Genomic DNA, 25,750 nt, shown 5'->3' on the forward strand with positions numbered 1-25,750 from the left:
CAAGGAGCCTGCCAAGCGACCCTTGCGGGTCGCGATCCTCGGCTACGGCACGGTCGGCCGTGAGGTCGTCCGACTGCTTCATACGCAGGCGGACGATTTGACGGCGCGCATCGGCGCACCGCTGGAGCTCGCCGGCATCGCGGTGCGCCGCGGCGGCCGCGATCGCGGGGTGGATCCCGCGCTCCTCACCACCGACGCTCACGGGCTGGCCGTCCGCGACGACGTCGACCTGGTCGTCGAGGTCGTCGGCGGGATCGAGCCCGCCCGCAGCTGGCTGGTCGACGCGCTGAAGGCGGGCAAGTCGGTGGTCAGCGCGAACAAGGCGCTGCTGGCCGAGGACGGCGCGACGCTCCAGGACGCCGCCGCGGCCGGGGGCGCCGACCTCTACTACGAGGCCGCCGTCGCCGCCGCGATCCCGATCATCCGCCCGCTGCGGGAGTCGCTGCACGGCGACCGGATCACGCGCGTCACCGGCATCGTCAACGGGACGACGAACTACATCCTTTCCCAGATGGATGCCACCGGCGCCGGGTTCAACGAGGCGCTCGAAGAGGCCACCGAGCTGGGTTACGCCGAGGCCGACCCGACCGCGGACGTCGAGGGTTTCGACGCCGCCGCGAAGGCCGCGATCCTCGCCTCGCTCGCGTTCCACACCCGGGTGACCGCCGCGGACGTCCACCGCGAGGGCATCACCGAGATCACCGCGGCCGACGTGGCGAGCGCGAGGGCGATGGGCTGCACGGTGAAGCTGCTCTGCATCGCCGAACGGCATCGCGACGAGGACGGCGGCGAGTCGGTCAGCGTCCGGGTGCACCCGGCGATGCTGCCGCGGACCCACCCGTTGTCGTCGGTCGGGGACGCGTTCAACGCGGTCTTCGTCGAGGCGGACGCCGCCGGTCAGCTGATGTTCTACGGACGCGGAGCAGGCGGCGCGCCGACCGCCAGCGCGGTGGTCGGTGACCTGGTCGCGGTGGCTCGCAACCGACTGGCCGGCGCCCGCACGACGGCCGAGTCGCCCTACGCCGACCTGCGGATCCGCACGGTTGCCGAGGCGCTCACCCGCTACCACATCTCGCTCGACGTCGCGGACAAGGCCGGGGTGCTCGCCGAGGTGGCGGCCGCCTTCGCCGGGCACGATGTCAGCATCTCCACGGTCCGGCAGGAGGGGCGTGGCGACGACGCGACGCTCGTGATCGTCACGCACACCGCCACCGACGCCGCTCTCGCGGCCACCGTGGACGCGCTGCGCGAGCTGCCGATCGTCCGGAACGTCGTCAGCGTCATGCGGGTCGAAGGGGGAGAGGCGAAGTGAACGCGCTCGGCGTCCAGCCGGCCGGAGTCACCCGGAGCGGGTCGAGACCGGCCTGGCGGGGGCTCATCGAGGAGTACCGGGAGCACCTCCCGGTGTCGGACTCCACCCCGGTAATCACTCTGCGTGAGGGCGGTACGCCGCTCTTCCCGGCTCCGGTCCTCTCCGAGCGCACCGGGTGCGACGTCTACCTGAAGATCGAGGGCGCCAACCCGACCGGGTCGTTCAAGGACCGCGGGATGACGCTGGCGATCTCCAAGGCCGTGGAGGAGGGCGCGAAGGCCGTCATCTGCGCGTCCACCGGCAACACGTCGGCCTCGGCCGCCGCCTACGCCGCGCGCGCGGGCCTGGTCTGCGCGGTGCTGGTCCCGCAGGGCAAGATCGCGCTCGGCAAGATGGCCCAGGCGCTGGTGTACGGCGCGAAGCTCCTGCAGGTCGACGGCAACTTCGACGACTGTCTGCAGCTGGCGTCCAAGCTCTCGCTGGAGTACCCGGTGAGCCTGGTGAACTCGACCAACGAGTACCGGCTCGAGGGCCAGAAGACCGCCTCGTTCGAGATCGTCGACGCGCTCGGCGACGCACCGGACGCGCACTTCCTGCCGGTCGGTAACGCCGGCAACATCACCGCGTACTGGCGCGGGTACGTCCAGGCGCACGCGAAGGGCTGGGCGAGCCACCGGCCGGTCATGCGCGGGTTCCAGGCCGCGGGCGCGGCGCCGCTGGTGTCCGGCGAGGTCGTGCGCGAGCCGTCGACGATCGCTACCGCGATCCGGATCGGCAACCCGGCGTCCTGGACGAAGGCGATCGCGGCCAGGGACGAGTCGGGCGGGGCCATCGAGGCCGTCACCGACCGGCAGATCCTCGCCGCGTACCGGCTCCTCGCCCGCTCGGAAGCCGTGTTCGTGGAACCGGCGTCGGCCGCCTCGGTGGCCGGTCTGCTCGCCGCGTCCGAGGCCGGGACGCTCGAGCGTGGCCAGCGGGTGGTCTGCACGGTCACCGGCAACGGCCTGAAGGACCCAGACTGGGCGATCTCCGGTGCTCCGGCACCGCGCACGGTTCCGGTCGACGCGGCCGTCGCCGCCGCCGAGCTGGGCCTCGCGTGAGCGCTGCAGTCCCCTCGAACGACCCGGCCGCCGCCTCAGGCCCGGCCGCCGGGCGCGGTCCGGCCTCGGCCGCCGGGCGCGGTCCGGCCTCGGACGCCGGGCGCGGCCCGGGCGGCGGCGCGCCGGTGTTCCGGCGCGGGCCGGTGGTCGTGCGGCCACCGGCCACGACCGCGAACCTCGGCCCGGGCTACGACGCCCTCGGGGCCGCGCTGACCTGGTACGACGAGGTCGAGATGGCGATCGTCGACAGCGGTCTGACCGTCGAGCTCGAGGGTGAGGGCGCCGACGACCTGCCGCGGGACGAGCGTCACCTGCTGGTGCGCGCCGCCCGGACCGCGTTCGACCGGCTCGGCGGCCAGCCGTCCGGCCTTCGGCTGCGCTGCGTGAACAGGATCCCGCAGGCGCGTGGCCTCGGCTCCTCGTCCGCCGCGGTCGTCGGCGGCATCGTCGCGGCCCGCGGGCTGGTCGAGGGCGGCGACGAACTGCTCGACGACGCCGCCGCGCTCGCGCTCGCCGCCGAGATCGAGGGCCACCCCGACAACGTCGCGCCCTGCCTGCTGGGCGGCGTCACGATCGCCTGGACCGACGACGCCTCCGGGGTGGCGCGCGCCGCCCGGATGGAGCCGGCGGCCGGCGTCCACCCGGTCATCTGCGTCCCGAAGACGCGCGGGTACACCGCGGCGAGCCGCGGGCTGCTCCCCGCGGAGGTACCGCACGCCGAGGCCGCCGCGAACGCGGGCCGGGCCGCGCTGTTGATCCGCGCGCTCACGTCCGACCCCGCGCTGCTGCTTCCCGCGACCCGGGACTGGCTGCACCAGGACTACCGCCGGCCGTCGATGCCGCAGAGCCTCGACCTCGTCGACGCGCTCCGCGCCGAGGGCATTCCGGCGGTCGTCAGCGGCGCCGGTCCGACCGTGCTGGCGTTCGCGACGACTGCCGCCGCCACGGAGTCCGGCTCCGGAGCGGAGGCGGTGGAGGCGGTCGCAACCAAGATCGCCGGTTCCGATACCTTTGCGGTGTCCGCGGTCGGCGTTTCGAACCTCGGCGCGGCGGTTATCCAGCGCTGAGCTGTGACCAGCGGTGATACGAGTGTGACGTATCCCGAAGGACTTCCACGACGTCATCCGGACGCCGCTGGGAACACGCCGGTGGCGGGATGTGTTGCTGCGAGTGGACGTGGGCGTCTACGCTGCTAGGCAGCACAGCCGCCCTCGGGCGCGCGATCACGCCGGGCCGAGTGTCTTCTGAGCGCTCCCGCCGGCAACTCCAGCCGATGCAGCGGGGGCGGTACCTGACCGCAACCGGCGCTGAGGTCGAGCCAGAGAGCGCTCCACCCCGGCACCCTCATGAGGTCAGGCGCGGTTGTCCCCGAGCCATCCGTCTCCGACGGGTGGTCAAGACCGGTCGTCAGACCGGTGCTCCATACCCGGCCGTGCGGCTAATTCAGCCGTCGCCCGTCGCAGGGAAGGACCCCCATTGAGCGACACCACCGATATCGCCCCTCAGTCGCAGGACGCTTCTGCGGCGGCGGGCACCCTGGCCCCGGCGCCGGAAACCGGTGCTGACCGGGCCAGCGCGCCGGCGGCCAAGCCCCGCCGCCGGGCGGGGGGTTTGTCCGCGAAGCTTCTGACCGAGCTGCAGTCGATGGCCGCCGAACTCGGCATCCCGAGCACCGGTCGGATGCGGAAGAGTGAGCTCGTCGCCGCCATCGAGGCTCGCCAGGCTGGTTCCGGGGCCAGTGCGGAGCCCGCCAAGGCGGCCACTGTGCCGGCGCCCCGCGCCGCCGCCGCTACCCCTGCTGAGCAGCCGACACTTCCGGTGGACGCGGAGCCGGCCGTAGCCGCGGCCGCCCCCACCCGTCGCCGTCGCGCCGCCAGCCGCGCTGCGGGCGCACCCGCCGCGGCCGAGCCCGCGCCGACTGCGACTCCGGTAGCCACCGCGGACCCGTCGCCTGCTCCGGTGCAGGTCACCGCGGCCGCGCCGACGCAGGAGGCACCCGAGACCCCCAGCGGCGACGTCCCCGAAACGCCGTCGAACGACGAAGGCGGCCAGCGCACCCGCCGTGACCGTGGTGACCGCGGTGACCGTGGCGAGCGCGGCGACCGCGACGAGAACCAGGGCAGCGAGCGCCGTGAGCGTTCCCGCGACCGTCGTCCCGCCGCCGACGGCGACCGCCAGGGCGGCCGCTCCGGCGAGGAGGGCGGCGAGCGTTCGCAGGGCGAACGCGGCCAGCGCAATCGCGACCGCAACGCCCAGCAGGGCGAGCGCCAGCAGGGCGACCGTCAGCAGGGCGACCGGACCCAGAGCGACCGGACCCAGAGCGACCGGAACCAGAACCAGAACGTCGACCAGGACGGCGACGACGACGGCGAGGGTGGCGGTCGCCGGCGCCGCGGCCGGTTCCGCGAGCGGAACCGCCGTGGCCGTGACCGCAACGAGCGGTTCAGCGGCGACGAGCAGCAGCCCCAGGTCGCCGAGGACGACGTCCTGATCCCGGTCGCGGGCATCGTCGACATCCTCGACAACTACGCGTTCGTCCGGACCTCGGGATACCTGACCGGCCCGAACGACGTCTACGTGTCGATGTCGCAGGTCCGCAAGAACGGCCTGCGCCGCGGTGACGCCGTCACCGGTGCGGTCCGCCAGCCTCGCGAGGGCGAGCGCCGCGACAAGTACAACGCGCTGGTGCGGCTCGACACCGTCAACGGCTTCCCGCCCGAGGAGGCCCGGAAGCGGCCCGAGTTCCACAAGCTCACGCCGCTCTACCCGCAGGAGCGCCTGCGGCTGGAGACCGAGCCGAACATCATGACGACGCGGATCATCGACCTCGTCATGCCGATCGGTAAGGGCCAGCGCGCGCTGATCGTCTCGCCGCCGAAGGCCGGTAAGACGATGGTGCTGCAGTCGATCGCGAACGCCGTCGCGAAGAACAACCCCGAGTGCTACCTGATGGTCGTGCTGGTCGACGAGCGGCCCGAAGAGGTCACCGACATGCAGCGGTCGGTGAAGGGCGAGGTCATCGCCTCGACGTTCGACCGCCCGCCGTCCGACCACACGACGGTCGCCGAGCTCTCGATCGAGCGGGCGAAGCGGCTGGTCGAGCTGGGCCACGACGTGGTCGTGCTGCTCGACTCGATCACCCGTCTGGGCCGCGCCTACAACCTGGCGGCCCCGGCGTCCGGCCGGATCCTCTCCGGTGGTGTCGACTCGACCGCGCTCTACCCGCCGAAGCGGTTTCTCGGCGCGGCGCGCAACATCGAGAACGGCGGTTCGCTGACGATCCTGGCGACCGCGCTGGTCGAGACCGGTTCCACGATGGACACGGTGATCTTCGAGGAGTTCAAGGGCACGGGTAACGCCGAGCTCAAGCTCGACCGGAAGATCGCCGACAAGCGGATCTTCCCCGCGGTCGACGTGGACGCCTCGAGCACCCGGAAGGAAGAGATCCTCCTCGCGCCGGAGGAGATGGTCATCGTGCACAAGCTGCGCCGGGTGCTGCACGCGCTCGAGCCGCAGCAGGCGATCGAGATGCTGCTGGACCGGCTGCGCAAGAGCTCGACGAACATCGAGTTCCTGATGCAGGTCCAGAAGACGACGGTCTCGAACGACTGACCCTCGTTCTCCGAAACGGCCGGCCCCTCCGGGGTCCGGCCGTTTCGCGTTTCTCATGCACGTTTTGGGTAGTCTGCGGGCATGTGGCGGGGGCTGGGGCTGGCGATGGCCGTCGTACTGACCCTTCCTTCCTGTGGGACGACGTCCGCCGGCGACGTCGCGAGCGCGATGCCGACCGCGGACCTGGCCGGATGGCGGCGGGTGCTCAGCGACGACTTCACCGGAAGTTCGCTGAGCAGTCGCTGGGCGGCCTACGACGGCCAGCCGTCGGGCGACCCGGCCGGGTGGTTCGATCCGGCCCGCGTCACGGTCACCGAGGGCATCCTGACGATTCGTGGCGCGTACGTGAAGGCGCGCGGGAAGTGGGTGACCGGCGGCGTCTCCACCAAACACACGCTGAAGCAGGTCTACGGCAAGTACGAGGTGCGGTTCCGGGCCGACCGCGGCACGGGCATCGCGTACGCGTTGCTGCTCTGGCCGGTCGACGACAGCTGGCCGCCCGAGATCGACTTCGCCGAGGACAACGGCGCCGGGCGTGACCGGCTCTACTCGACGCTGCACGCGATCGGCGGGTCGCAGATCGAGCGCTCCACGACCGGGGACTTCACCGACTGGCACGTCGCCGGCGTCGAGTGGACCCCCGGGCGGCTCGCGTACACGTTGGACGGAAAGGTCTGGGCGACGCTCCTCGACGACCGGGTGCCCGACCGGCCGATGGCGCTCGCGCTGCAGTCGCAAGCCTGGTACTGCGGACATACCTGGCAGAAATGCCCCGACTCCACCACCCCGGAGACGGTGGATCTGCAGGTCGACTGGGTCGTGGCGTATGCCCGCCGGTCGGCGTGATCGGCGGCGGGCAGGAGTGAACGATGGCGGATCGCGACACGCAGTGTGATTGTGGTCACGCGGAGTGTGCTCATCGCCACTACCGACGGGGCACCGACTGCGCGCTCTGCGACTGCCCCCGCTACCGCCCGCGCGGCGGCCTCTGGACCCGGTTGCGCGCTCGGTTTCCCAAGCGCTGAGCCGCGCCGGGAATGGGCGCGCGGGCCGGGCGCGTTGGGAGATACGGCAATCCGTCTGACACACTGGACCTCATCGGTACCGGTTCACGCTGCTCTCCGTCTGGGGGCCGGCGACCCGGCGACCACGAGAGAAGAGGAACCATGAAGCCCGACATCCACCCGCAGTACGTCGAGACGCAGGTCGTCTGCTCGTGCGGGAGCACCTTCACCACGCGCAGCACTGCGACGGGTGGCGTCATCCACGCCGACGTCTGCTCGCAGTGCCACCCGTTCTACACGGGCAAGCAGAAGATCCTCGACACCGGTGGCCGCGTCGCCCGGTTCGAGCGTCGCTTCGGCAAGCGTCAGGCTGCCAACTAGCGACCTGCAAGCGCCCGTCCGCCCCTGCCCAGGGGTGGACGGGCGCTTGCTTTTGCCGCCGAGCCCCCATCGACCCGGAGCCCCTGATGACCGACACCCGCACCGACCGGCTGACCTCACTGCTCGACGAGTACGCCTCGCTGGAGCAGCAACTCGCCGACCCGTCGGTCCACGCCGACCAGGCGCGCGCTCGCGAACTCGGCAGGCGGTACGCCGAGCTGGGTCCGGTCGTGGCCACGGTCAGGGAGATCGAGGCGGTCCAGGGTGACCTCGCGGCCGCGCGGGAGCTGGCAGCAGACGACCCGGCGTTCAGCGTCGAAGCGGACGAGCTGGCGGAGCGGCTCCCGGCGCTGGAGGCGAAGCTGCGCGAGCAGCTGCTGCCGCGCGACCCGGACGACAGCAAGGACGTGATCCTCGAGATCAAGGCCGGTGAGGGCGGTGAGGAGTCCGCGCTCTTCGCCGGCGACCTGCTGCGGATGTACCTGCGGTACGCCGAGCGCGAGGGCTGGAAGACCGAGGTGATCGACGCCACGGGCTCCGACCTCGGCGGCTACAAGGACGTGTCGGTCGCGGTGAAGAGCCGGGCGAGCGCCGGGGACGGCGTCTGGGCGCGGCTGAAGTACGAGGGCGGCGTCCACCGGGTGCAGCGGGTGCCGGTGACCGAGTCGGCCGGGCGGATCCACACGTCGGCCGCGGGTGTCCTGGTCATGCCGGAGGCGGAGGAGGTCGACGTCACGGTCGACCCGAACGACCTGCGGATCGACGTCTACCGCTCGTCCGGTCCGGGCGGGCAGAGCGTCAACACCACCGACTCGGCGGTCCGGATCACGCACCTGCCGACCGGGATCGTCGTCTCCTGCCAGAACGAGAAGTCGCAGCTGCAGAACAAGGAGTCCGCGCTGCGTATCCTGCGTGCCCGGCTGCTCGCCCAGGCCAGGGCCGACGCCGACGCGGCCGCCAGCGACGCCCGGCGCTCCCAGGTGCGGACCGTCGACCGCTCGGAGCGGGTGCGGACGTACAACTTCCCGGAGAACCGGATCTCCGACCACCGGGTGAACTACAAGGCCTACAACCTCGACCAGGTGCTCGACGGCGACCTGGGTGGCGTCCTGAACGCGCTCGTCGAGGCCGACAACGAGGCGAGGCTCGCCTCCGCCGAGTAAGAGCGTTCTCTTCCGGTTTGGGTGGCCGGGTGGGGGTGAAGGCGCCGGATTCATTTGTCCGTCACCGGGCCGCCACTCTCTCGCCGTCCGACCTGCTCACTGATCTGGCTGGGTGTTCCTGCCGACTGCTGAGCACGTCGTGGGGAGAGCCGTGGCCGCGCCTGTCGAGGGTTCAGGACCGCCTGCCTTAACGCTGGTTACCTGGGGCGGCACCGCGGCGTCAGCCGCGATCGCGCTGGGCGTCACCCGGGCGGGCACCGCAGGCGGCGCAACACCGCCGGACGGGCCGCTGGGACTCTGGCGTCCGGACGCGGAGCACCCGGTGGGCTGGGCCGTGCTGGCGCTGCTCGGGCTGACCGTGCTCGCGCTCGCGTTCCTGCAGCTCTACCGGATCGTGCGGGCCCGCGGCGCGGACGTCCGGGCGGTGGCGACGATCGCCGCCTGGTGGAGCGCGCCGATGCTCGTCGCGCCACCGGTGCTCAGCCTGGACGTCTGGTCGTACCTCGCGCAGGGCACGATGGTCCACCACGGCATCGACCCGTACACCTACGGGCCGTCGCTGCTGGGACCCGGCACGATCCTGGACTCGGTGTCGCCGGTCTGGCGGGACACCCCGGCGCCGTACGGGCCGCTGATGCTGGCGACGTTATGGGGCGTGGCGATCGCGTCCGCCGGCCACCTGTCGATCGCGGTGCTCTTGTTACGGGCGCTGGTGGTGCTCGCGGTCGTCGCCGTGTCGCTGCTCGTCGTCCGGCTCGCGCCCGCCGACGAGCGTGCGCTCGGGTTGACGCTCGTCGCGGCGAACCCGCTGGTCGTCGTCCACCTGATCGGCGGGGCGCACCTGGACGCGCTGCTCGCGCTGCTGGCGGCGGTGACGATCTGGAGCGTGCGCAGGCGCTGGTACGTGCTGGCCGCGCTGGCCGCGGCGACCGCGTTCTCGATCAAGCTCCCGGGGATCCTGCTGATCGCGTACCTGGTCGCGCACCTGGTGCGGCAACGGGTCCCGCTGCGCCACACGCTGACTGCGGTGGCCGCGACGGGTGCGGTGGTGATCGGGTACGCGCTGCTGGTGCCGGACGGGTGGGGTTGGCTCGGCGCGATGGACGTCCCCGGCCGGGTACGCATCTACTGGGCCCCCGCCTCGCTGGTCGGGGGAGTGTTGTACCTGGTCACCGGCGCGGCGCTGCCGTTCACCGATGCGCTGGCGCTGGCCCGGTCGCTGGTCGGCGCGGCCGGGGCGATCACGGTCGCGGTGCTGCTCTGGCGGGCCGGTGCGGAACCGAGCTGGCGTCGGGCCGGGGCGCTCGTCGGTGCCGCGCTGCTCACGCTCGCGATCTCCGCTCCGGTGATGCACGCCTGGTACGTGGTCTGGGGTGGCGTCCTGCTCGCCGCGTGCGCGGGCCCGCGCAGCCGCCACTGGGCGGTGGTCCTGGGCGCGGCGCTCTGTTTCAGCGCCGTGCCCGATCACCTCGGTGGCACGGTCTGGAGCGTGCTCGCGGTGCCGGTCTGCCTGCTGATCGTCGTCGTGGACGCGGTCCGGACCGTGACTCCACCGCGCCTGGCCCGCTGGGTGCCGGCCGGAGCAGCCGTCGACACCGCCTAGGGTTTGTCCGGTGGAGACCGTATCGCTGGGGCCGGTACTGGCCGGTGCCGTTCGTCGGCTGACCGAGGCCGGTGTGGCGTCCCCCCGGTTCGACGCCGAGGAGCTGGCCGCGTTCGTACTCGGCGTCCCGCGCAGCCGGTTGCTGCTCGCCGAGGGGTTCGACCAGCCGCAGGCGGCCCGCTTCGACGACCTCGTCGGCGAGCGTGCTCGCCGGGTGCCGCTCCAGCACCTCACCGGCGTCGCCGGGTTCCGGCACCTGGAGCTGGCCGTCGGGCCGGGGGTGTTCGTGCCGCGGCCGGAGACCGAGCTGCTGGCCGGCTGGGCGATCGAGCGGGCTCGTGCGCTTCCCCGGCCGGTGGTCGTCGACCTGTGCAGCGGGTCCGGCGCGATCACGCTCGCGGTGGCGAACGAGTGCCCGGACGCCACTGTCTACGGCGTCGAGCGGGAGGAACTGGCGCTGGCCTGGGCCCGCCGCAACGGCGAGGCCCGCCGGGTGGCTGGCGACCGGTCGGTGACGTTCGTCCACGGCGACGCCACCGCGCCGGACGTGCTCGCCGAGCTCGACGGCACGGTCGACGTCGTCGTGACGAACCCCCCGTACGTGCCGGACGGCTCGACGGTCAGCCCGGAGGTCGCCGAGCACGATCCGGCCGCCGCGCTCTGGGGCGGCCCGGACGGCCTGGACGTCGTCCGGCGCCTGCTCGTGCGCGCGGCGGCGCTGCTGCGCCCTGGCGGCGTCCTCGGTATCGAACACGCGGACGTGCAGGGCGAATCGCTGCCCGCGCTGGTCAACAGGCACGAGGCGTTCGAGGATGTCGCCGACCACCGCGACCTCGCCGACCGTCCCCGCTTCACCACGGCGCGCCGCCGTAAGCTGGCCGGGTGACCAGGACGTACCAGTGCTCCGATCCGGCCGAGCGCACGGCCGGTATCGCCGCGGCCATCGACGCAGTCCGCCGCGGGGACCTGATCGTGATGCCGACCGACACCGTCTACGGCATCGGCGCGGACGCGTTCACACCGACCGCGGTGGACTCGCTGCTGACCGCGAAACAGCGCGGCCGGGACATGCCGGTCCCGGTACTCGTCGGCAACCGCCGGACGCTCGACGGTCTGGTGATGGCCGTGCCGCCGTCCGTGCACGACCTGGTGGACGCGTTCTGGCCGGGGCCGCTGACGATCGTCGTCGAGCAGGCACCGTCGCTGGCCTGGGACCTCGGTGACGCCGACGGAACGGTCGCGGTGCGGATGCCGCTGCACCCGGTGGCGCTCGAGGTGCTGGAGGCGACCGGCCCGATGGCGGTGTCCAGCGCGAACGTCTCCGGATCACCGCCGGCCACCACCGCCGAGGAGGCCTGGGACCAGCTCGGCTGGCTGGTCGAGGTGTACCTGGAGGCCGGTTCCTGCGGTGAGCCGGTCGCATCGACGATCGTCGACGTCACCGGCGAGGTGCCGCGCGTGCTGCGACAGGGCGCGCTCGACCTCGCCACGCTCCGCGGCGTGGTGCCGAACGCGCTGGACCGGGACGGTAACGGCCCGGACGACGAGCCCGCGGTCAGCCCGGTGGTCACCGAAGCATGAGCAAGCCGTTCAGCGTCCTGATGGTCTGCATGGGCAACATCTGCCGGTCGCCGATGGCCGAGCGGCTGCTGCGGCTCCGGCTGGAGGAGCACCTCGGCCCGGCCAACGCCGACCTCGTCGTCGTCCACGGCGCGGGCACCGGCGGCTGGCACGAGGGCGAGCCGATGCACCGGCAGGCGGCCGACGAGGTGCGGGCCCGCGGGGGAGACCCCGACGGGTTCCGCGCCCGCGCGCTGACCGCGGCGATGCTCGGTGACCCCGCGGTGCCGGACGCGTCGGTGCCGGACCCGGTTGGCCTGGTCGAGGAGGTGCCGGGCTCCGACCTGGTACTGACCGCCACGATCGAGCAGGTCGAGTTCGTCACCGACCTGCTGCCCGACGCCGCGCCCCGCACGTTCGTCCTCGGGGAGTTCGCCCGGCTCGCCGCCGCGGTGGACCCGGGGACGTTGCCGCCGACCGGCACCGACGTCGCCGCGCTCGGGACGCGTGGCCGGGCGCTGGTGTCCGCCGCGCACCGGCTCCGGGACGGTAGCCCCGAAGAGAAGGCCAGGTATGCCGACCAGGTGCCGGATCCGTGGGGACGGGCACCGGAGTACTTCACCGCGGTAGCCGACCAGATCGACGATGCGGTCACGATCCTCGCCAACCGTCTGGTGGACGGTTAGGCACGCCCACGCGGGTACCCGGTGGGGCATGCCCTGGGGCGAACGAGTACGGTTTTCCCCACGCCGCCCGGGAGGGCGGTCGTCCGGCGTGCCCACGGCACCCCGCGAAAACACGGTACGAGCGTTCGTGATACGTTTCACGAGCAAGTCAGATACGCGATTTGGCCCGCTGAACGCCGCCCTGACGACCCCGACCGACGAACTCGGCGCACCGAAGCGCCGCGCCGACCGGAGCCGCCTCATGTCCCGCATAGCGACGTCCCGTCCTACCCGTTCCACCTCTGCCGGTGGTTCCGGTGTCGTCGGACGCCAGTCGCTCCTCATCGGTCTGGCCGGCATTCTAGTTCTGCTCGGTGCGGCATTCGCGCTCGGCGGTACGGATGCGCTGGTCGGAGCCGCAGTCGGTGTGGCACTGGTCGCAGCGTTTTTGCTCTCCGGTCGTCTACCATTCCTCGTCGACGCTCAGCTGGCGCCGGGTCTGGCCTATCTGGTCCTCGGCATCAACTATCTGTTCCGAGTCGTCCTTCTCCTGGTGGCACTGGTCGCACTGAAAGACCAAACCTGGTTGGACGCGAGGGCGCTCGGCGTGGTCGTGATCACCGGCGCGCTGGTGTGGAATGCGATGGTGCTTCGGCGCCATCTCGGCGTCGCTCGGAATACGACCTCTGAGGTAATGGACGGCAAGTCGCCGGACGTGAACTCTGAAGAAACAACGACGGACTCTTCGGAGAGCTCTCCGTCCGGTACTCGAACTGTGGGAGGTGGCCGATGATGACCGACGCCGACCACGACAAACGTTCACCCGAGGTCGCGCCCGCGATACCGGAGAGTGACGCCGCGACGAGCGAGCGTAATCGCTGGGAGGAAGCCCGGAACGTGCCCACGGTCGACCCGTGGCAGGTTACGAGCTATCTCATTTCCGGCGTCACGCTTTGGGGCCTGATCGGGTGGGCAGCGGCGAGTTGGCTGGACATTCCCGCACTCATCGGAGTCGGATTTGTCATCGGGGGGGTGCTCGGAATCTGGCTGACTTACATCCGGTACGGTAGGCCGCAATCCGGGCCGTCGACTTCGATGCGCCCTGCCCAGCCTGACCTGCCCACACCTGATCTGCCACGCGCCTCGGCTCCGTCCAGCTCGCAAGACGCACAGAGCGCCCAGCGCGCCGAGCGTCCGTCAGGGCCGCCGTCGTCGTCAGACCCCACCGCCGAGGAGGAGAAGCCGTGAGCACCCAGCTCCTTGCCGCCGGGCCAGGATTCGAAGCGCCGGGCCCGGCCGACTTCGAGTTCCCGCCGCTTTTCACGGTGGCAGGCTTCGAGTTCACGAAGCCGATGCTGATCATCGTGCTCGGCACCATCGTGCTCGCTGCCTTCTTCTACGCCGCAGCCCGCAACCCCAAGCTGATCCCCGGCAAGCTGCAGTTCGCCGGTGAGCAGGCCTACGGGGCCATCCGCAACAGCGTGGTGCTCGACTCGATCGGCACCAAGCACGGCAAGAAGTTCGTGCCGTACATCGTGACGGTCTTCTTCTTCATCCTGGTTCTGAACATCTCCGGCATCATTCCGGTGCTGCAGTTCCCGGCCTCTTCGAAGATCGCGATTCCGGCGTTCCTCGCAGTGATCTCCTGGATCATCTACAACGCCGTCGGTATCCGTCGCCAGGGCTTCTTCGGCTATTTCAAGAACATGTGCTTCCCGCCCGGGGTGCCGTGGCCGATCTACTTCCTGCTGGCGCCGCTGGAGTTCTTCTCCACGTTCATCATCCGGCCGTTCACGCTCGCCCTTCGTCTTTCGATGAACATGTTCGCCGGCCACCTGGTGCTGCTGCTCTGCATCCTCGGCGGCGAGTACATGCTCACCGAGGGCACCGGAGCGCTGCCGTTCCTGAGCCCGATCGGTTTCCTCGGCGGGATCGTGCTGACCTTCTTCGAAGGGTTCATCCAGATCCTGCAGGCCTACGTGTTCGCGCTGCTGTCGGCGCTGTACATCGCCGGTGCGATGGAAGCCGAGCACTGACCTGACCTCCCCGCCGCCGCCCACCCACTCACCGCGGCGGCCATTAACCCAACGAGAAGGGAACGCAGCATGGAAGGCAACCTGAACATGGTCGGCTACGGCCTGGCCGCCATTGGTCCGGGTATCGGTATCGGCCTGATCTTCGCGGCGTACATCGCCGGTGTGGCCCGCCAGCCGGAGGCCCGTGGCACGCTTCAGGGCATCGCGATCCTGGGCTTCGCCCTGGCTGAGGCGCTCGCCATCATCGGTATCGGTCTCGCGTTCGCGCTCTGACGCCCATGTCTGCGACGACGGAGATCGTGACTTACCTCGCGTCCGAGGACGGCGAGGTGAACCCGCTCCTCCCGCACATGTCCGAGCTCATCGTCGGACTCATCGCGTTCGCGCTGCTGTTCTGGTTCCTCGCGAAGAAGGTCTACCCCCTCTTCGAGAAGACCTATGCGGAGCGATCGGAAGCGATCGAAGGCGGGATCAAGCGGGCCGAGGAGGCCCAGGCCGAAGCCAAGGCGACGCTCGAGCAGTACCGGGCGCAGCTGGCCGACGCCAGGGCCGAGGCAGGCCGGATCCGCGAGGAGGCTCGCGCCGAGGGCGCGCGCATCGTCGAGGAACTCCGTGCCGAGGCTCAGGAGCAGGCCGCTCGCATCGTCGAGCGGGGCGAGGAGCAGCTGGCCGCCGAGCGGCAGCGGCTGATCACCGAGATTCGCGCCGACATCGGCCGGATCGCGGTCGACCTGGCCGGCCGCATCGTCGGTGAGTCGCTGGCCGACGAGGCCCGTCGGGCCGGGACCGTGGAGCGGTTCCTCGACGACCTCGACACCACGACCAGCAGCGGAGGGCGGAGCTGATGCAGGGCGCTAGCCGGGAGTCCCTGGCCGGCATCCGGGCACAGTTCGCCGAGGTCACCCGGGCGGGGGCCGCTCCGGCGGGTGCGTCCCCGGCGGGCAGCGCGACGACCGGGGCCGCGACGCCGGCCGGGGTCGACCGCGTGGCGCTCGCCGCGGACCTGCGGGCGGTCGCTGACCTGCTCGGCCGCGAGCCGGGTCTGCGCCGTGCGCTGGCCGACGCCAGCAAGCCGACCGAGGCCCGCACCGGGCTGCTCGAGGCGCTGGTGGGGCAGCGGGTCGGTCAGAGCGCGCTGGACGTGCTCTGGTCCGTCGTCGCCGCCCGCTGGTCGAGCGCGCACGACCTGGTCGACGCGGTCGAGCTGCTCGCGGTGGACGCCGAGCTGGCCGAGGCCGACGCCAACGGTTCGTTGGCCGAGGTCGAGGACCAGCTGTTCCGCTTCGCGCGGATCGTGGACGGCCACCCGCGGCTCGGGCAGCTGCTGTCGGACGCCACGGCGCCCGTGGCACAGCGTGCCGAGCTGGCCACCGGGCTGCTCGAGGGCCACGCCGATCCGGTCACCGTACGGCTGGTGCGTCTGGCCGTGCAGGGTCTGGGCGGCCGGGGGTTCGACGCGTCGCTGGCGCGCCTCGTCGAGCTGACCGCCGCGCGGCGTGACCGCGAGATAGCGTATGTGACAGCGGCCTCACCGCTGTCTCCGGCGCAGGAGGAGCGGTTGACCGCGCGTCTCGCCGCGATCTACGGGCGAGCGGTCTCCTTGAAGGTCGAGGTGGACCCCTCGCTGCTCGGTGGAGTGACGGTTCGGGTCGGCGACGACCTGTACGACGGAAGTGTCGCTCGCCGACTGGAGCAGGCGCGCGGCGCGCTCACCAACTGACCCACCGCGCACCCGGACCAACCACGCGTACGACCAGGCAATGGGGAACCCGCCCGCTGACGGACGACGTGCAGGCTCGGTCAGCTCAGCCGCTGACCATAAGACGAGATCGAGGAATTATCAGATGGCCGAGCTGACCATCTCCTCCGAGGAGATCCGCGGCGCGATCGAGCGTTACGTCTCTTCCTATTCACCCGAGGTCTCCCGCGAGGAGGTCGGTGTGGTCGCCGATACCGGCGACGGCATCGCCCACGTCGAGGGCCTCCCCTCGACGATGACCAACGAGCTGCTGCAGTTCGAGGACGGCACTCTCGGGATCGCGCTGAACCTCGAGGCGCGCGAGCTCGGCGTCATCCTCCTCGGCGACTACAGCGGCATCGAGGAGGGCCAGACGGTCCGCCGGACCGGGCAGATCCTCTCCGCGCCGGTCGGCGACGGCTTCCTCGGCCGGGTCGTGGACCCGCTGGGCAACCCGATCGACGGCAAGGGCGAGATCCAGGCTGAAGGCCGCCGGATCCTGGAGCTGCAGGCGCCCTCGGTGATGCAGCGTCAGCCGGTGAAGGAGCCGCTGCAGACCGGCATCAAGGCCATCGACGCGATGACCGCCATCGGCCGGGGCCAGCGGCAGCTGATCATCGGTGACCGCCAGACCGGCAAGACCGCGGTGGCGATCGACACGATCATCAACCAGAAGCAGAACTGGGAGAGCGGCGACCCGAAGAAGCAGGTCAAGTGCATCTACGTCGCGATCGGCCAGAAGGGCTCGACGATCGCTTCGGTGCGCGGCGCCCTCGAAGAGGCCGGCGCGATGGAGTACACGACGATCGTCGCGGCTCCGGCGTCCGACCCGGCCGGCTTCAAGTACATCGCGCCCTACACCGGCTCGGCCATCGGCCAGCACTGGATGTACAACGGCCAGCACGTCCTGATCGTCTTCGACGACCTGACCAAGCAGGCCGAGGCCTACCGCGCGGTGTCGCTGCTGCTGCGGCGCCCGCCGGGCCGCGAGGCCTACCCGGGTGACGTCTTCTACCTGCACTCCCGGCTGCTCGAGCGCTGCGCGAAGCTGTCCGACGACATGGGCGGCGGCTCGATGACCGGTCTTCCGATCATCGAGACGAAGGCCAACGACATCTCGGCCTACATCCCGACGAACGTCATCTCGATCACCGACGGCCAGGTCTTCCTCGAGACCGACCTGTTCAACGCCGGTGTCCGCCCGGCGATCAACGTCGGTACCTCGGTCTCCCGGGTCGGTGGTTCGGCGCAGGTCCGCGCGATGCGGTCGGTGGCCGGCCGCCTGCGTCTGGACCTGGCCCAGTACCGCGAGCTGGAGGCGTTCTCCGCGTTCGGTTCGGACCTGGACCGCGCGTCCCGGAACCAGCTCGAGCGCGGTGCCCGGCTGGTCGAGCTGCTCAAGCAGCCGCAGTACTCGCCGTACCCGGTGCCGGAGCAGGTCGTCTCGGTGTGGGCGGGTACCACCGGCCAGCTCGACGAGATCCCGGTCGCCGACATCCGCCGGTTCGAGTCGGAGTTCCTCGACTTCGTCCGCCGGAACAAGTCCGAGATCCTCGCGACGATCGACAGCACCGGCAAGCTCGAGGACGACACCGTCTCCTCGCTCACCGACGCGATCACCGAGTTCAAGCAGCAGTTCGAGGTCGGGGCGAGCCCCGAGGAGACCGTCGAGCCGCAGGGCGAGGAGTCGGCGAGCACCGTCACGCGACACACCGACCAGGAGGGCTGATCCGTGGCCGCCTCGCTTCGGGTGCTGCGACGCCGGATCAAGTCGGTCCAGCAGACCAAGAAGATCACCAAGGCGCAGGAGCTCATCGCCACCTCGCGGATCGCGAAGGCGCGCGCCCGGGTCGAGGCGTCCCGTCCCTACGCGGACGAGATCACCCGGGTGCTCACCGCACTCGCGACGAACTCCTCGTCGCTCGACCACCCGCTGCTCACCCCGCGTGAGCACGTCAAGCGGGTCGGGATCCTGATCATCACCAGTGACCGCGGCCTGGCCGGCGGTTACAACGCGAACGTCCTCCGCCGGGCCGAGCAGCTCATCGCTCAGGTCCGGTCGGAGGGCCAGGAGCCGGTGCTGTACGTGATCGGCCGTAAGGGCGCCGCGTACTTCCGCTTCCGGAACCGGGAGATCGAGCGCAGCTGGACCGGCTTCTCGGAGTCGCCCGACTACGACGACGCCAAGGAGGTCGGCGAGTTCCTCGTCCAGACCTTCGTCGCCGGAGCGGACGACACGCTCGAGGGTCCGGGTCTGGACGGCGTCCACGGCGTCGACGAGCTCCACCTGGTCTCCACCGACCTGGTCTCGATGATCACGCAGCGCCCGGTCGCGCACCGGTTCGCGCCGATGGACGTGTCGGAGGTCGAGCACCCCGAGGGTCCGCGCCCGATCTACGAGTTCGAGCCGGAGCCCGAGCAGCTGCTCTCGGCGCTGCTGCCCAAGTACCTGAACACCCGGATCTACGCGGCTCTGCTGGAGTCCGCGGCCTCGGAGTCGGCATCACGCCGGCAGGCGATGAAGTCGGCGAGTGACAACGCCGACGACCTCGTCCGGAGCCTTAGCCGCGAAGCCAACGCGGCGCGCCAGGCCCAGATCACCCAGGAGATCAGCGAGATCGTTGGTGGCGCCAACGCCCTCGCCGCTGCAGGAAGTGACGACTGATGACTGCCACCACTGTTGAGAACACGGCCGGGACGCAGTCCGAGGCCGCCAGCGGCCGCGTCGTAAGTGTGCGCGGCCCCGTCGTGGACGTCGAGTTCCCCAAGAACGCGATCCCCGACCTGTTCAACGCCCTGCACGTGAAGGTCGACGCGGAGAGCATCGCGAAGACCCTGACCCTCGAGGTCGCCCAGCACCTGGGTGACAACGTGGTTCGGACGATCTCGATGCAGCCCACCGACGGCCTGATCCGCGGCGCGGAGGTGACCGACACCGGCGAGGCGATCAGCGTCCCGGTCGGTGACATCACCAAGGGCAAGGTGTTCAACGCCCTCGGCGACGTGCTCAACCTCAAGGAGGGCGAGCAGTTCGAGGTCACCGAGCGTTGGCCGATCCACCGGAACCCGCCGCCGTTCGACCAGCTCGAGAGCAAGACCGAGGTCTTCGAGACCGGTCTGAAGGCGATCGACCTGCTCACCCCGTACGTCAAGGGTGGAAAGATCGGCCTCTTCGGCGGCGCCGGCGTGGGCAAGACGGTGCTCATCCAGGAGATGATCATCCGTGTCGCCAACAACTTCGGTGGTGTCTCGGTCTTCGCCGGCGTGGGTGAGCGCACCCGTGAGGGCAACGACCTGATCCTGGAGATGGACGAGAGCGGCGTTCTGGAGAAGACCGCTCTGGTCTTCGGCCAGATGGACGAGCCGCCGGGCACCCGGCTGCGCGTCGCGCTCGCCGCGCTGACGATGGCGGAGTACTTCCGCGACGTCCAGAAGCAGGACGTGCTGCTGTTCGTCGACAACATCTTCCGCTTCACCCAGGCCGGTTCCGAGGTCTCGACGCTGCTCGGCCGCATGCCGTCCGCCGTGGGTTACCAGCCCACGCTGGCGGACGAGATGGGTGAGCTGCAGGAGCGGATCACGTCGACGCGCGGTCACTCGATCACCTCGATGCAGGCGATCTACGTCCCCGCCGACGACATCACCGACCCGGCGCCGCACACCACGTTCGCGCACCTCGACGCGACGACCGTGCTCTCGCGGGCGATCTCCGACAAGGGCATCTACCCGGCGATCGACCCGCTGGACTCCACCTCCCGGATCCTCGACGCGCGCTACGTCGGCGAGGACCACTACCGGGTGGCTGCCCGTACCAAGGAGATCCTCCAGCGGTACAAGGAGCTCCAGGACATCATCGCGATCCTCGGTATCGACGAGCTCTCCGAGGAGGACAAGCTCCTCGTCGGCCGGGCCCGTCGGATCGAGCGGTTCCTGTCGCAGAACACTTACGCGGCGGAGCAGTTCACCGGTATCCCCGGTTCGACCGTGCCGATCAAGGACACCATCGAGGCGTTCAAGGCGATCGCGGCCGGCGAGCTGGACAAGTTCCCGGAGCAGGCGTTCTTCATGTGCGGTGGTATCGAGGACGTGGAGAAGAAGGCAGCCGAGCTCGCCAAGGAGTGAGTTCGTCGCTCAACGTTTGACCGCGGGTCCCGAGCCGGCCGGTTCGGGACCCGCACCCCCACGAATGAAGGAGCCAGTGGTGGCGGAGCTGCAGGTCGAGGTCGTGTCCGTCGAGGAAAAGATCTGGTCCGGCGAGGCGTCGATCCTGATCGCCCGTACGACCGAGGGCGAGCTGGCCGTCCTGCCCGGGCACACGCCGCTGCTCGGCGAGCTGGTCGACCCGGGTGAGGTGCGCGTGCGCACCACGGAGGGCGAGCACACCTGGACGGTGCACGGCGGCTTCCTCTCGGTCACCGCAGAGGGCGTTTCGGTACTGGCCGAGACCGTGAGCAGCCCTGACGGCGCTCCCGCCGGACAGTACTGAGGTCCGGAGCGCGGAGAGAGGCGCGGCATGACGACTGTGCTCGAAGCGGTCGCGCTGCTCTTCGCGCTGGGTTTTGTCTTGCTGGCGGTGCTGTTCGCGCGTCGGGTGCTCATCGCCCGGAGCGGGGCCGTGGAGCTGTCGGTGCGCCTGTACCGGGCGCGCTTCGGTCGCGGGTGGGCCCTCGGGCTCGCCCGGTTCTCCGGTGATCAGCTGCGGTGGTACCGCCTGTTCAGTTTCTCCCCGTGGCCGCGCCGCGTCCTGACCCGCCGTGAACTGGTGGTGGTCGGTCGGCGTGACCCCAGCGAGCAGGAGACGCTCGCGTTGATGACCGGTTCGGTCGTGCTGGAGTGCGCCGACCGAACCGGCCCGGTAGATCTCGCGATGAGCGGCAGCGCCCTGACCGGGTTTCTCTCCTGGCTGGAGTCCGCTGCCCCGGGCTCGTTCCCTAGCCGTTAGCGCCCGGCTTCCAGAGGACGTCGTTCCCGTTGTTGGCGATGCGGGACAGGATGAAGAGCAGGTCGGACAGTCGGTTGAGGTATTTCGCCGGCAGCGGATGCGTCGCCTCGCCGTCCGTCTCGAGCAGCGTCCAGGTGGAGCGCTCCGCGCGCCGGACGACGGTCGTCGCCTGGTGCAGCAGCGCGGCACCGGGCGTTCCTCCAGGCAGGATGAAGCTGTCGAGTTTGGTCAGCCGCGCGTTGAACTCGTCGCACCAGCCTTCCAGCCGCTCCACCTGGCCCTCGGTGACCCGCAGCGGTGGGTACTTCGGATTCTCCGCGACCGGCGTCGCCAGATCGGCCCCGACGTCGAACAGGTCGTTCTGCACCAGCCGGAGGACGTCGGCCACCTCCTCGGCGAGCTGACCCAGGGCGAGCGCGACGCCGACGACGGCGTTCGCCTCGTTGACATCGGCGTAGGCCGCGATTCGCGGGTGTGTCTTCGGCACCCGGGTCATGTCGCCGAGTGCGGTCGTCCCGGTATCACCGGTTTTGGTATAGATGCGGGTCAGGTGGACTGCCATGCTCCGAGCATAGGGACGGGTAATCCACCGGACGGCCAGACCGTTGTGGACATGACACGGACCACTCCGCCGTGCCCCGTACGATGGCCGGGTGGAGCTTTTTCGTGTGACAGGTGGGACCCCGCTGATTGGCGAGGTCACGGTCAGTGGTGCCAAGAACAGCGTCCTGAAGCTGATGGCGGCGTCGCTGCTCGTCGAGGGTCGTACGGTGCTGACCAACGTGCCCCGCATCCTCGACGTCACGATCATGAGCGAAGTGCTCCGTCGTCTGGGCTGTGAAGCGGCGCTCGAGGGCGAGACGCTGACGATCGACGTCCCGGCCCAGCCGGGCACCGAGGCCGACTACAACCTCGTCCGTCGGATGCGTGCCTCGATCAACGTGCTCGGGCCGCTGCTGGCCCGCCGCGGTGAGGTCCGGGTGCCGCACCCTGGCGGCGACGCGATCGGCTCCCGCGGTCTCGACTACCACATCGCGGGCCTCGAGCGGATGGGCGCCGAGATCACCAGCGAGCACGGCTTCGTGGTGGCCAGGGCGTCCCGCCTGCACGGTGCCCGGATCTGGCTCGACTTCCCGAGCGTCGGCGCGACCGAGAACATCCTGATGGCCGCGGTGCTCGCGAAGGGCACGACGGTGATCGACAACGCGGCCCGTGAGCCCGACATCGTCGACATCTGCTCGATGCTCACCGAGATGGGCGCCGAGATCAGCGGCGCGGGCACCTCGACGCTCGAGGTCGAGGGTGTGGAGGAGCTCCGGCCGGTGACCCACCGGGTCGTGCCCGACCGGATCGTCTCCGGTACGTGGGCGTTCGCCGCGGCGATCACCCAGGGCGACATCACGGTGCGGCACGGCGAGCCCCGGCACCTGGAAATCGCGCTCGACAAGCTGAACCAGGCCGGTGCGCAGATCGACCTGCTCGACCCGATGGAGCCGTCCGACGGCTTCCGCGTCCGGATGGACCGGCGCCCGCGCGCGGTCGACATCGTCACGCTGCCCTACCCGGGCTTCGCCACCGACATGCTGCCGATGGCGATCACGCTCGGCGCGGTGGCCGACGGCCCGTCGATGGTCACCGAGAACGTGTTCGACGCCCGCTTCATGTTCATCAACGAGATGCTCCGGCTCGGTGCGGACGTCCGGACCGATGGTCACCACGCGGTCGTGCGGGGCAAGGACTGGCTGTCCGGTGCGCCGGTGCGAGCCACCGACATCCGTGCGGGCGTGGGCCTGGTCATTGCGGGCCTGCGGGCGGACGGCGTCACCGAGGTGGCGGACGCGTTCCACATCGACCGCGGCTACCCCGACTTCCTGGCGCAGATGCGCGGGCTCGGGGCGACGATCGACCGGGTCACGGTCGAGGACGACGAGTTCGACGGCGTCGCGCTGTAACGAAGACTCAGTAGGTGCCCGGGCCGACCAGCGCCCGGGCCATTTCCAGGTCGGCGGCGAACACCAGCACGCGGACGCGCCCGCGCCCGGCGTCCGCGGTGGTCGACCGGATGTTGGCGTCGGAGAGCACCGCTCGGAGCGCGTTGGCCTCACCGGCCGAGCCGGCCACCGCCACTTCGTGGAGCAACCCGTAATCAGAGGTCTTTCCGTCCGGTGACGGACCCGGAACCCGGGTCGATCCGAACGTCCACCGCAACAACAAGGCTAGGAACGCCACCACCAGGAAAGCGACGACTATAGCCACGACACCCGTCACGGTCTCCAGTGTGCCAGCCGGGAGCCACCCTGACGACGGTCGTTGGCCGCCCTGCGCCCGGTCGGGAGACGTTCGTTACCGCCCCGTCCGGAGGTGACTCCTCCGTTTGGTGGACGTGACGCCCTACGCCGGTATTGTCGGAAATTAGACGTTTCGCTACGCGTCGGACGACTCGCGACGGGAATACCGTCGAATCAATCATTACTAGGTTGTTTTACCAAATTAGACTGTTAATGGATAATGCTGGTTGAGACGCTGTTAGCGAGCGCTGCCCTCTCGGTCCGAGCGGGCGGCCGTGGAGGGGGTCACCGGATGAGCCAGCTCGTCGCTGCCGGTCCGCGGCTCGACGCGGCCACCGTCGGAGCGCTGCGCGGGTGTCTGGACGAGGCGATCCGCTCGGGCTCGGGACCGGTCGTCCTCGACCTCTCCGCCGTCCAGACCGTCGACGCGATCGGGCTGGGCATGCTGCTCGGGGTGGAACGCCGGGCCGCGTCGGCCGGCCGCGAACTGCTGCTGCGTGACGTCCCGCCCCGGGTGGCCCGCCTGCTGCGCGCCACCGGACTCAGCCGCGTGCTCCGCAACGAAGAAACCTCCGCGTTCGCGAGCTGACCCCGAGCGGTGGCAAATCGTCGGCGCCAGGGCACGGAGGATTTGCCACCGCTCGGACGCGCCCGCGGCCCCCTCTCAGGCCGTGACCCACGCTCGATTCGGGACGTCGGCGGGGCTGCCCGCGACGTAGGAGAGGTTGCCCGTCACCACGTCCAGGGCGATCGTCAGCTTCGTCTCGTACGCGTCGACGAGCGGTGCCCCCGCGGCGGGCGCCATGCACACCGGGCCCCGGACGCCCGTCGCCGCGTCCACGCCGAACGCCGCTGCCCGCTCGCGCGCGTCGGCCAGGCGCAGCGCGTCGCCGTGGGTCGCCAGCCACCGGTACCTCGCGCTGCTGGTGGACGATGGTTCGACGACGTTGCCGGCCGCGAGCTCGGCGTCCAGAAAGTCGTTCGTATGAAGCAGGGCCCCGTCGGGCCCCGGCCCGACCACCGCGACTCCGGCGGGCGCGACCTCCAAGGTGGCCGCCCGACCGGGCTCGATCACCGTGATGGCGCTGGACGCGCTCACCCGTGCGGAACGCGCCAGCGCGAGCGCGTCGTCCACTCCGGTCGCCTCGTCGAGGATCCGCCGGGCGACCGCGTGCACCGGGACGCCCGGCGCGCCGCCGTCGGAGACGTGGCCGAGGATGTTGAAGTGGACGCCGAGCCCGCGCGTCGCCCCGATCTTGCCGAGCACCCCGAACTCGGTGAACGTCCGCACGCGCCGCCCGTCCGGCCCGGGAATGTCCAGCACGACGGTCTCGTTCGCCACGGTCGTCAGCCAGTCCCAGGTCTGGACGGTGTGCGGCGGCCCGCCGTCCGGCGGCAGGTAGACGCCAGTGGAGCACTCCGTCGCGGGCACGCCGGCCCTGGCCAGGATCTCGGTGCGTCCGGTGAGCGCGGCCACCCGGCCGAGCGGTAGCCGCGCGCCCTCCGCGATGCCGACCAGCTCGTCGGCCAGGTAGGGTGCCCACTCCCGGAGCGCGTCGAGCAGGGCGATCCCCAGACCCTCGACGTCGGCGACGCCACGCGCGGCGAACAGCGTCGAGTAGTCGCGCCACGCCCCGGCGACGTTGTCGGCCCAGCGCGTGCCGAACCGACGCCCCCGGGTGCGCGGCGAGGTCTCGTCGTCGTGCCAGGTATGAACGATCACGGCGCGTACCGTTCCATGAACCGCACCATCTCCTCGTCGCCGCGCTCGGCGGCCGCCGCCCGCACCCGGGCGTGGATCTCCGGTGGCATGTCCTGACTCAGTTTGAACACCGTGCGGACGCCGGTCACCCGGAATCGGAAGCCGACCACGAGGTGCGCGAGCCGTTCGAACTCCGCCAGCGATCCGCTCATGTCCCAGGGCTTGCCGGTCAGGCTCTCGATCCGGGTCACGGTCTGCCGGACGATCTCCAGGTTCGCCGCGTCGTCCAGCACGACCTCGACGTCGGTCTCCAGGTGAACCGCGGCGTAGTCCCAGGTCGGAACCATCTCCGGCTCGGCGTACGTGGTCGGGGACACGTACCCCTGCGGCCCCTGGAACACCAGCAGCGCCCGGCCGGTCGGGGTGATGCCCTCCCACTGTGGATTCACCCGAGCCATGTGCCCGACCAGCGTGCCGCCGACCAAGGCGTCATCGGCCCAGGAGGAACCGGTCGGGATCACCGGCGTGTGCGTGACGACCGGGACACCGTTCCCGGCAGTGACGAGCAGCGCGAACGGGTGGTCCTCGACCAGGACGCGGGCGGCCGACGGGCCGTGGGGGCGAAATCTGTCGAATTCGTACAT

28 protein-coding genes are annotated in these 25,750 nt (G+C 70.8%); 24 read left to right on the forward strand and 4 right to left on the reverse strand.

Annotated elements, in window-relative coordinates:
* Positions 1-22: 22 nt before the first annotated feature.
* From BUB75_RS00445 to BUB75_RS00540, 22 genes are all read left to right on the forward strand, one after another.
* Positions 23-1,312 (forward strand): homoserine dehydrogenase, encoded by a 1,290-nt coding sequence (locus BUB75_RS00445; protein ID WP_178379777.1) that lies wholly within the window; start codon positions 23-25, stop codon positions 1,310-1,312.
* Positions 1,309-2,412 carry a threonine synthase gene (gene thrC / locus BUB75_RS00450; RefSeq protein ID WP_073250225.1) on the forward strand — a complete coding sequence of 368 codons (1,104 nt, stop codon included), beginning with the start codon at positions 1,309-1,311 and terminating at the stop codon, positions 2,410-2,412. Before BUB75_RS00445 ends, thrC begins: the two co-directional genes overlap by 4 nt.
* 125 nt (positions 2,413-2,537) lie before the next feature.
* Positions 2,538-3,479 (forward strand): homoserine kinase, encoded by a 942-nt coding sequence (gene thrB, locus BUB75_RS00455; protein ID WP_073252528.1) that lies wholly within the window; start codon positions 2,538-2,540, stop codon positions 3,477-3,479.
* Positions 3,480-3,888: 409 nt separating this feature from the next.
* Positions 3,889-6,024, forward strand: a complete 2,136-nt coding sequence (rho, locus tag BUB75_RS00460; protein ID WP_073250228.1) for a transcription termination factor Rho — start codon at positions 3,889-3,891, stop codon at positions 6,022-6,024.
* Positions 6,025-6,105: 81 nt separating this feature from the next.
* Entirely contained in the window at positions 6,106-6,870 is a 765-nt protein-coding gene (locus BUB75_RS00465) for a glycoside hydrolase family 16 protein (protein ID WP_073250231.1), read from the forward strand.
* 320 nt (positions 6,871-7,190) lie between these two features.
* Positions 7,191-7,409 (forward strand): 50S ribosomal protein L31, encoded by a 219-nt coding sequence (gene rpmE, locus BUB75_RS00470; protein WP_073250234.1) that lies wholly within the window; start codon positions 7,191-7,193, stop codon positions 7,407-7,409.
* Positions 7,410-7,495: 86 nt separating this feature from the next.
* Complete coding sequence (gene prfA, locus BUB75_RS00475) at positions 7,496-8,572, forward strand: peptide chain release factor 1 (protein ID WP_073250237.1); 1,077 nt, start codon at positions 7,496-7,498, stop codon at positions 8,570-8,572.
* A gap of 151 nt (positions 8,573-8,723) precedes the next feature.
* Positions 8,724-10,175 (forward strand): polyprenol phosphomannose-dependent alpha 1,6 mannosyltransferase MptB, encoded by a 1,452-nt coding sequence (mptB, locus tag BUB75_RS00480; RefSeq protein ID WP_143174963.1) that lies wholly within the window; start codon positions 8,724-8,726, stop codon positions 10,173-10,175.
* A gap of 10 nt (positions 10,176-10,185) precedes the next feature.
* Positions 10,186-11,061, forward strand: coding sequence for a peptide chain release factor N(5)-glutamine methyltransferase (prmC, locus tag BUB75_RS00485; protein WP_218617203.1), 876 nt, complete (start codon positions 10,186-10,188; stop codon positions 11,059-11,061).
* Positions 11,058-11,756: an L-threonylcarbamoyladenylate synthase gene (locus tag BUB75_RS00490; RefSeq protein WP_073250243.1), complete on the forward strand. Its 699-nt coding sequence runs from the start codon at positions 11,058-11,060 to the stop codon at positions 11,754-11,756. Before prmC ends, BUB75_RS00490 begins: the two co-directional genes overlap by 4 nt.
* Complete coding sequence (locus tag BUB75_RS00495; protein ID WP_073250247.1) at positions 11,753-12,421, forward strand: arsenate reductase/protein-tyrosine-phosphatase family protein; 669 nt, start codon at positions 11,753-11,755, stop codon at positions 12,419-12,421. Before BUB75_RS00490 ends, BUB75_RS00495 begins: the two co-directional genes overlap by 4 nt.
* A gap of 127 nt (positions 12,422-12,548) precedes the next feature.
* Complete coding sequence (locus BUB75_RS44755) at positions 12,549-13,193, forward strand: hypothetical protein (protein WP_143174964.1); 645 nt, start codon at positions 12,549-12,551, stop codon at positions 13,191-13,193.
* The gene (locus BUB75_RS44760; RefSeq protein ID WP_143174965.1) at positions 13,193-13,648 is read left to right on the forward strand and encodes a hypothetical protein; all 456 of its coding nucleotides are present in this window, start codon (positions 13,193-13,195) and stop codon (positions 13,646-13,648) included. The genes BUB75_RS44755 and BUB75_RS44760 overlap by 1 nt, the downstream gene beginning before the upstream one ends.
* Positions 13,645-14,436 carry a F0F1 ATP synthase subunit A gene (gene atpB / locus BUB75_RS00500; protein ID WP_073250250.1) on the forward strand — a complete coding sequence of 264 codons (792 nt, stop codon included), beginning with the start codon at positions 13,645-13,647 and terminating at the stop codon, positions 14,434-14,436. The genes BUB75_RS44760 and atpB overlap by 4 nt, the downstream gene beginning before the upstream one ends.
* 69 nt (positions 14,437-14,505) lie before the next feature.
* Positions 14,506-14,709, forward strand: coding sequence for an ATP synthase F0 subunit C (gene atpE / locus BUB75_RS00505; RefSeq protein WP_073250254.1), 204 nt, complete (start codon positions 14,506-14,508; stop codon positions 14,707-14,709).
* 5 nt (positions 14,710-14,714) lie between these two features.
* Positions 14,715-15,281, forward strand: a complete 567-nt coding sequence (locus tag BUB75_RS00510) for a F0F1 ATP synthase subunit B (protein ID WP_073250258.1) — start codon at positions 14,715-14,717, stop codon at positions 15,279-15,281.
* The gene (locus tag BUB75_RS00515) at positions 15,281-16,156 is read left to right on the forward strand and encodes a F0F1 ATP synthase subunit delta (protein ID WP_073250262.1); all 876 of its coding nucleotides are present in this window, start codon (positions 15,281-15,283) and stop codon (positions 16,154-16,156) included. Before BUB75_RS00510 ends, BUB75_RS00515 begins: the two co-directional genes overlap by 1 nt.
* A 124-nt stretch (positions 16,157-16,280) precedes the next feature.
* Positions 16,281-17,903 carry a F0F1 ATP synthase subunit alpha gene (atpA, locus tag BUB75_RS00520; RefSeq protein ID WP_073250267.1) on the forward strand — a complete coding sequence of 541 codons (1,623 nt, stop codon included), beginning with the start codon at positions 16,281-16,283 and terminating at the stop codon, positions 17,901-17,903.
* Positions 17,904-17,906: 3 nt separating this feature from the next.
* Positions 17,907-18,839: a F0F1 ATP synthase subunit gamma gene (locus BUB75_RS00525; protein WP_073250270.1), complete on the forward strand. Its 933-nt coding sequence runs from the start codon at positions 17,907-17,909 to the stop codon at positions 18,837-18,839.
* Positions 18,839-20,296: a F0F1 ATP synthase subunit beta gene (atpD, locus tag BUB75_RS00530; protein ID WP_073250273.1), complete on the forward strand. Its 1,458-nt coding sequence runs from the start codon at positions 18,839-18,841 to the stop codon at positions 20,294-20,296. The genes BUB75_RS00525 and atpD overlap by 1 nt, the downstream gene beginning before the upstream one ends.
* 64 nt (positions 20,297-20,360) lie before the next feature.
* Positions 20,361-20,660, forward strand: coding sequence for a F0F1 ATP synthase subunit epsilon (locus tag BUB75_RS00535; RefSeq protein WP_073250276.1), 300 nt, complete (start codon positions 20,361-20,363; stop codon positions 20,658-20,660).
* A 27-nt stretch (positions 20,661-20,687) separates the two neighbouring features.
* Entirely contained in the window at positions 20,688-21,116 is a 429-nt protein-coding gene (locus BUB75_RS00540) for a DUF2550 domain-containing protein (protein ID WP_073250279.1), read from the forward strand.
* Here the strand turns inward: BUB75_RS00540 and BUB75_RS00545 are convergent.
* Complete coding sequence (locus BUB75_RS00545; protein ID WP_073250282.1) at positions 21,106-21,678, reverse strand: cob(I)yrinic acid a,c-diamide adenosyltransferase; 573 nt, start codon at positions 21,676-21,678, stop codon at positions 21,106-21,108. The genes BUB75_RS00540 and BUB75_RS00545 overlap by 11 nt on opposite strands.
* Before the next feature lie 91 nt (positions 21,679-21,769).
* On the opposite strand from BUB75_RS00545, the gene murA reads away from it, so the two are divergent.
* Positions 21,770-23,068 (forward strand): UDP-N-acetylglucosamine 1-carboxyvinyltransferase, encoded by a 1,299-nt coding sequence (gene murA, locus BUB75_RS00550; RefSeq protein WP_073250285.1) that lies wholly within the window; start codon positions 21,770-21,772, stop codon positions 23,066-23,068.
* 7 nt (positions 23,069-23,075) lie between these two features.
* On the opposite strand, the gene BUB75_RS00555 is transcribed toward murA, so the two are convergent.
* Entirely contained in the window at positions 23,076-23,384 is a 309-nt protein-coding gene (locus BUB75_RS00555) for a DUF2007 domain-containing protein (protein WP_218617205.1), read from the reverse strand.
* Positions 23,385-23,696: 312 nt separating this feature from the next.
* Between BUB75_RS00555 and BUB75_RS00560 the strand changes: the two genes are divergently transcribed.
* Complete coding sequence (locus tag BUB75_RS00560) at positions 23,697-23,993, forward strand: STAS domain-containing protein (RefSeq protein ID WP_218617206.1); 297 nt, start codon at positions 23,697-23,699, stop codon at positions 23,991-23,993.
* Between the two features lie 75 nt (positions 23,994-24,068).
* Here BUB75_RS00560 and BUB75_RS00565 read toward each other — a convergent pair whose 3' ends face one another.
* Both BUB75_RS00565 and BUB75_RS00570 read right to left on the reverse strand, forming a co-directional pair.
* The gene (locus BUB75_RS00565; RefSeq protein WP_073250294.1) at positions 24,069-25,127 is read right to left on the reverse strand and encodes a C45 family autoproteolytic acyltransferase/hydrolase; all 1,059 of its coding nucleotides are present in this window, start codon (positions 25,125-25,127) and stop codon (positions 24,069-24,071) included.
* Entirely contained in the window at positions 25,124-25,750 is a 627-nt protein-coding gene (locus BUB75_RS00570) for an FMN-binding negative transcriptional regulator (RefSeq protein WP_073250296.1), read from the reverse strand. Before BUB75_RS00570 ends, BUB75_RS00565 begins: the two co-directional genes overlap by 4 nt.

The sequence above is a fragment of the Cryptosporangium aurantiacum genome, from assembly GCF_900143005.1.
Classification (GTDB): domain Bacteria; phylum Actinomycetota; class Actinomycetes; order Mycobacteriales; family Cryptosporangiaceae; genus Cryptosporangium; species Cryptosporangium aurantiacum.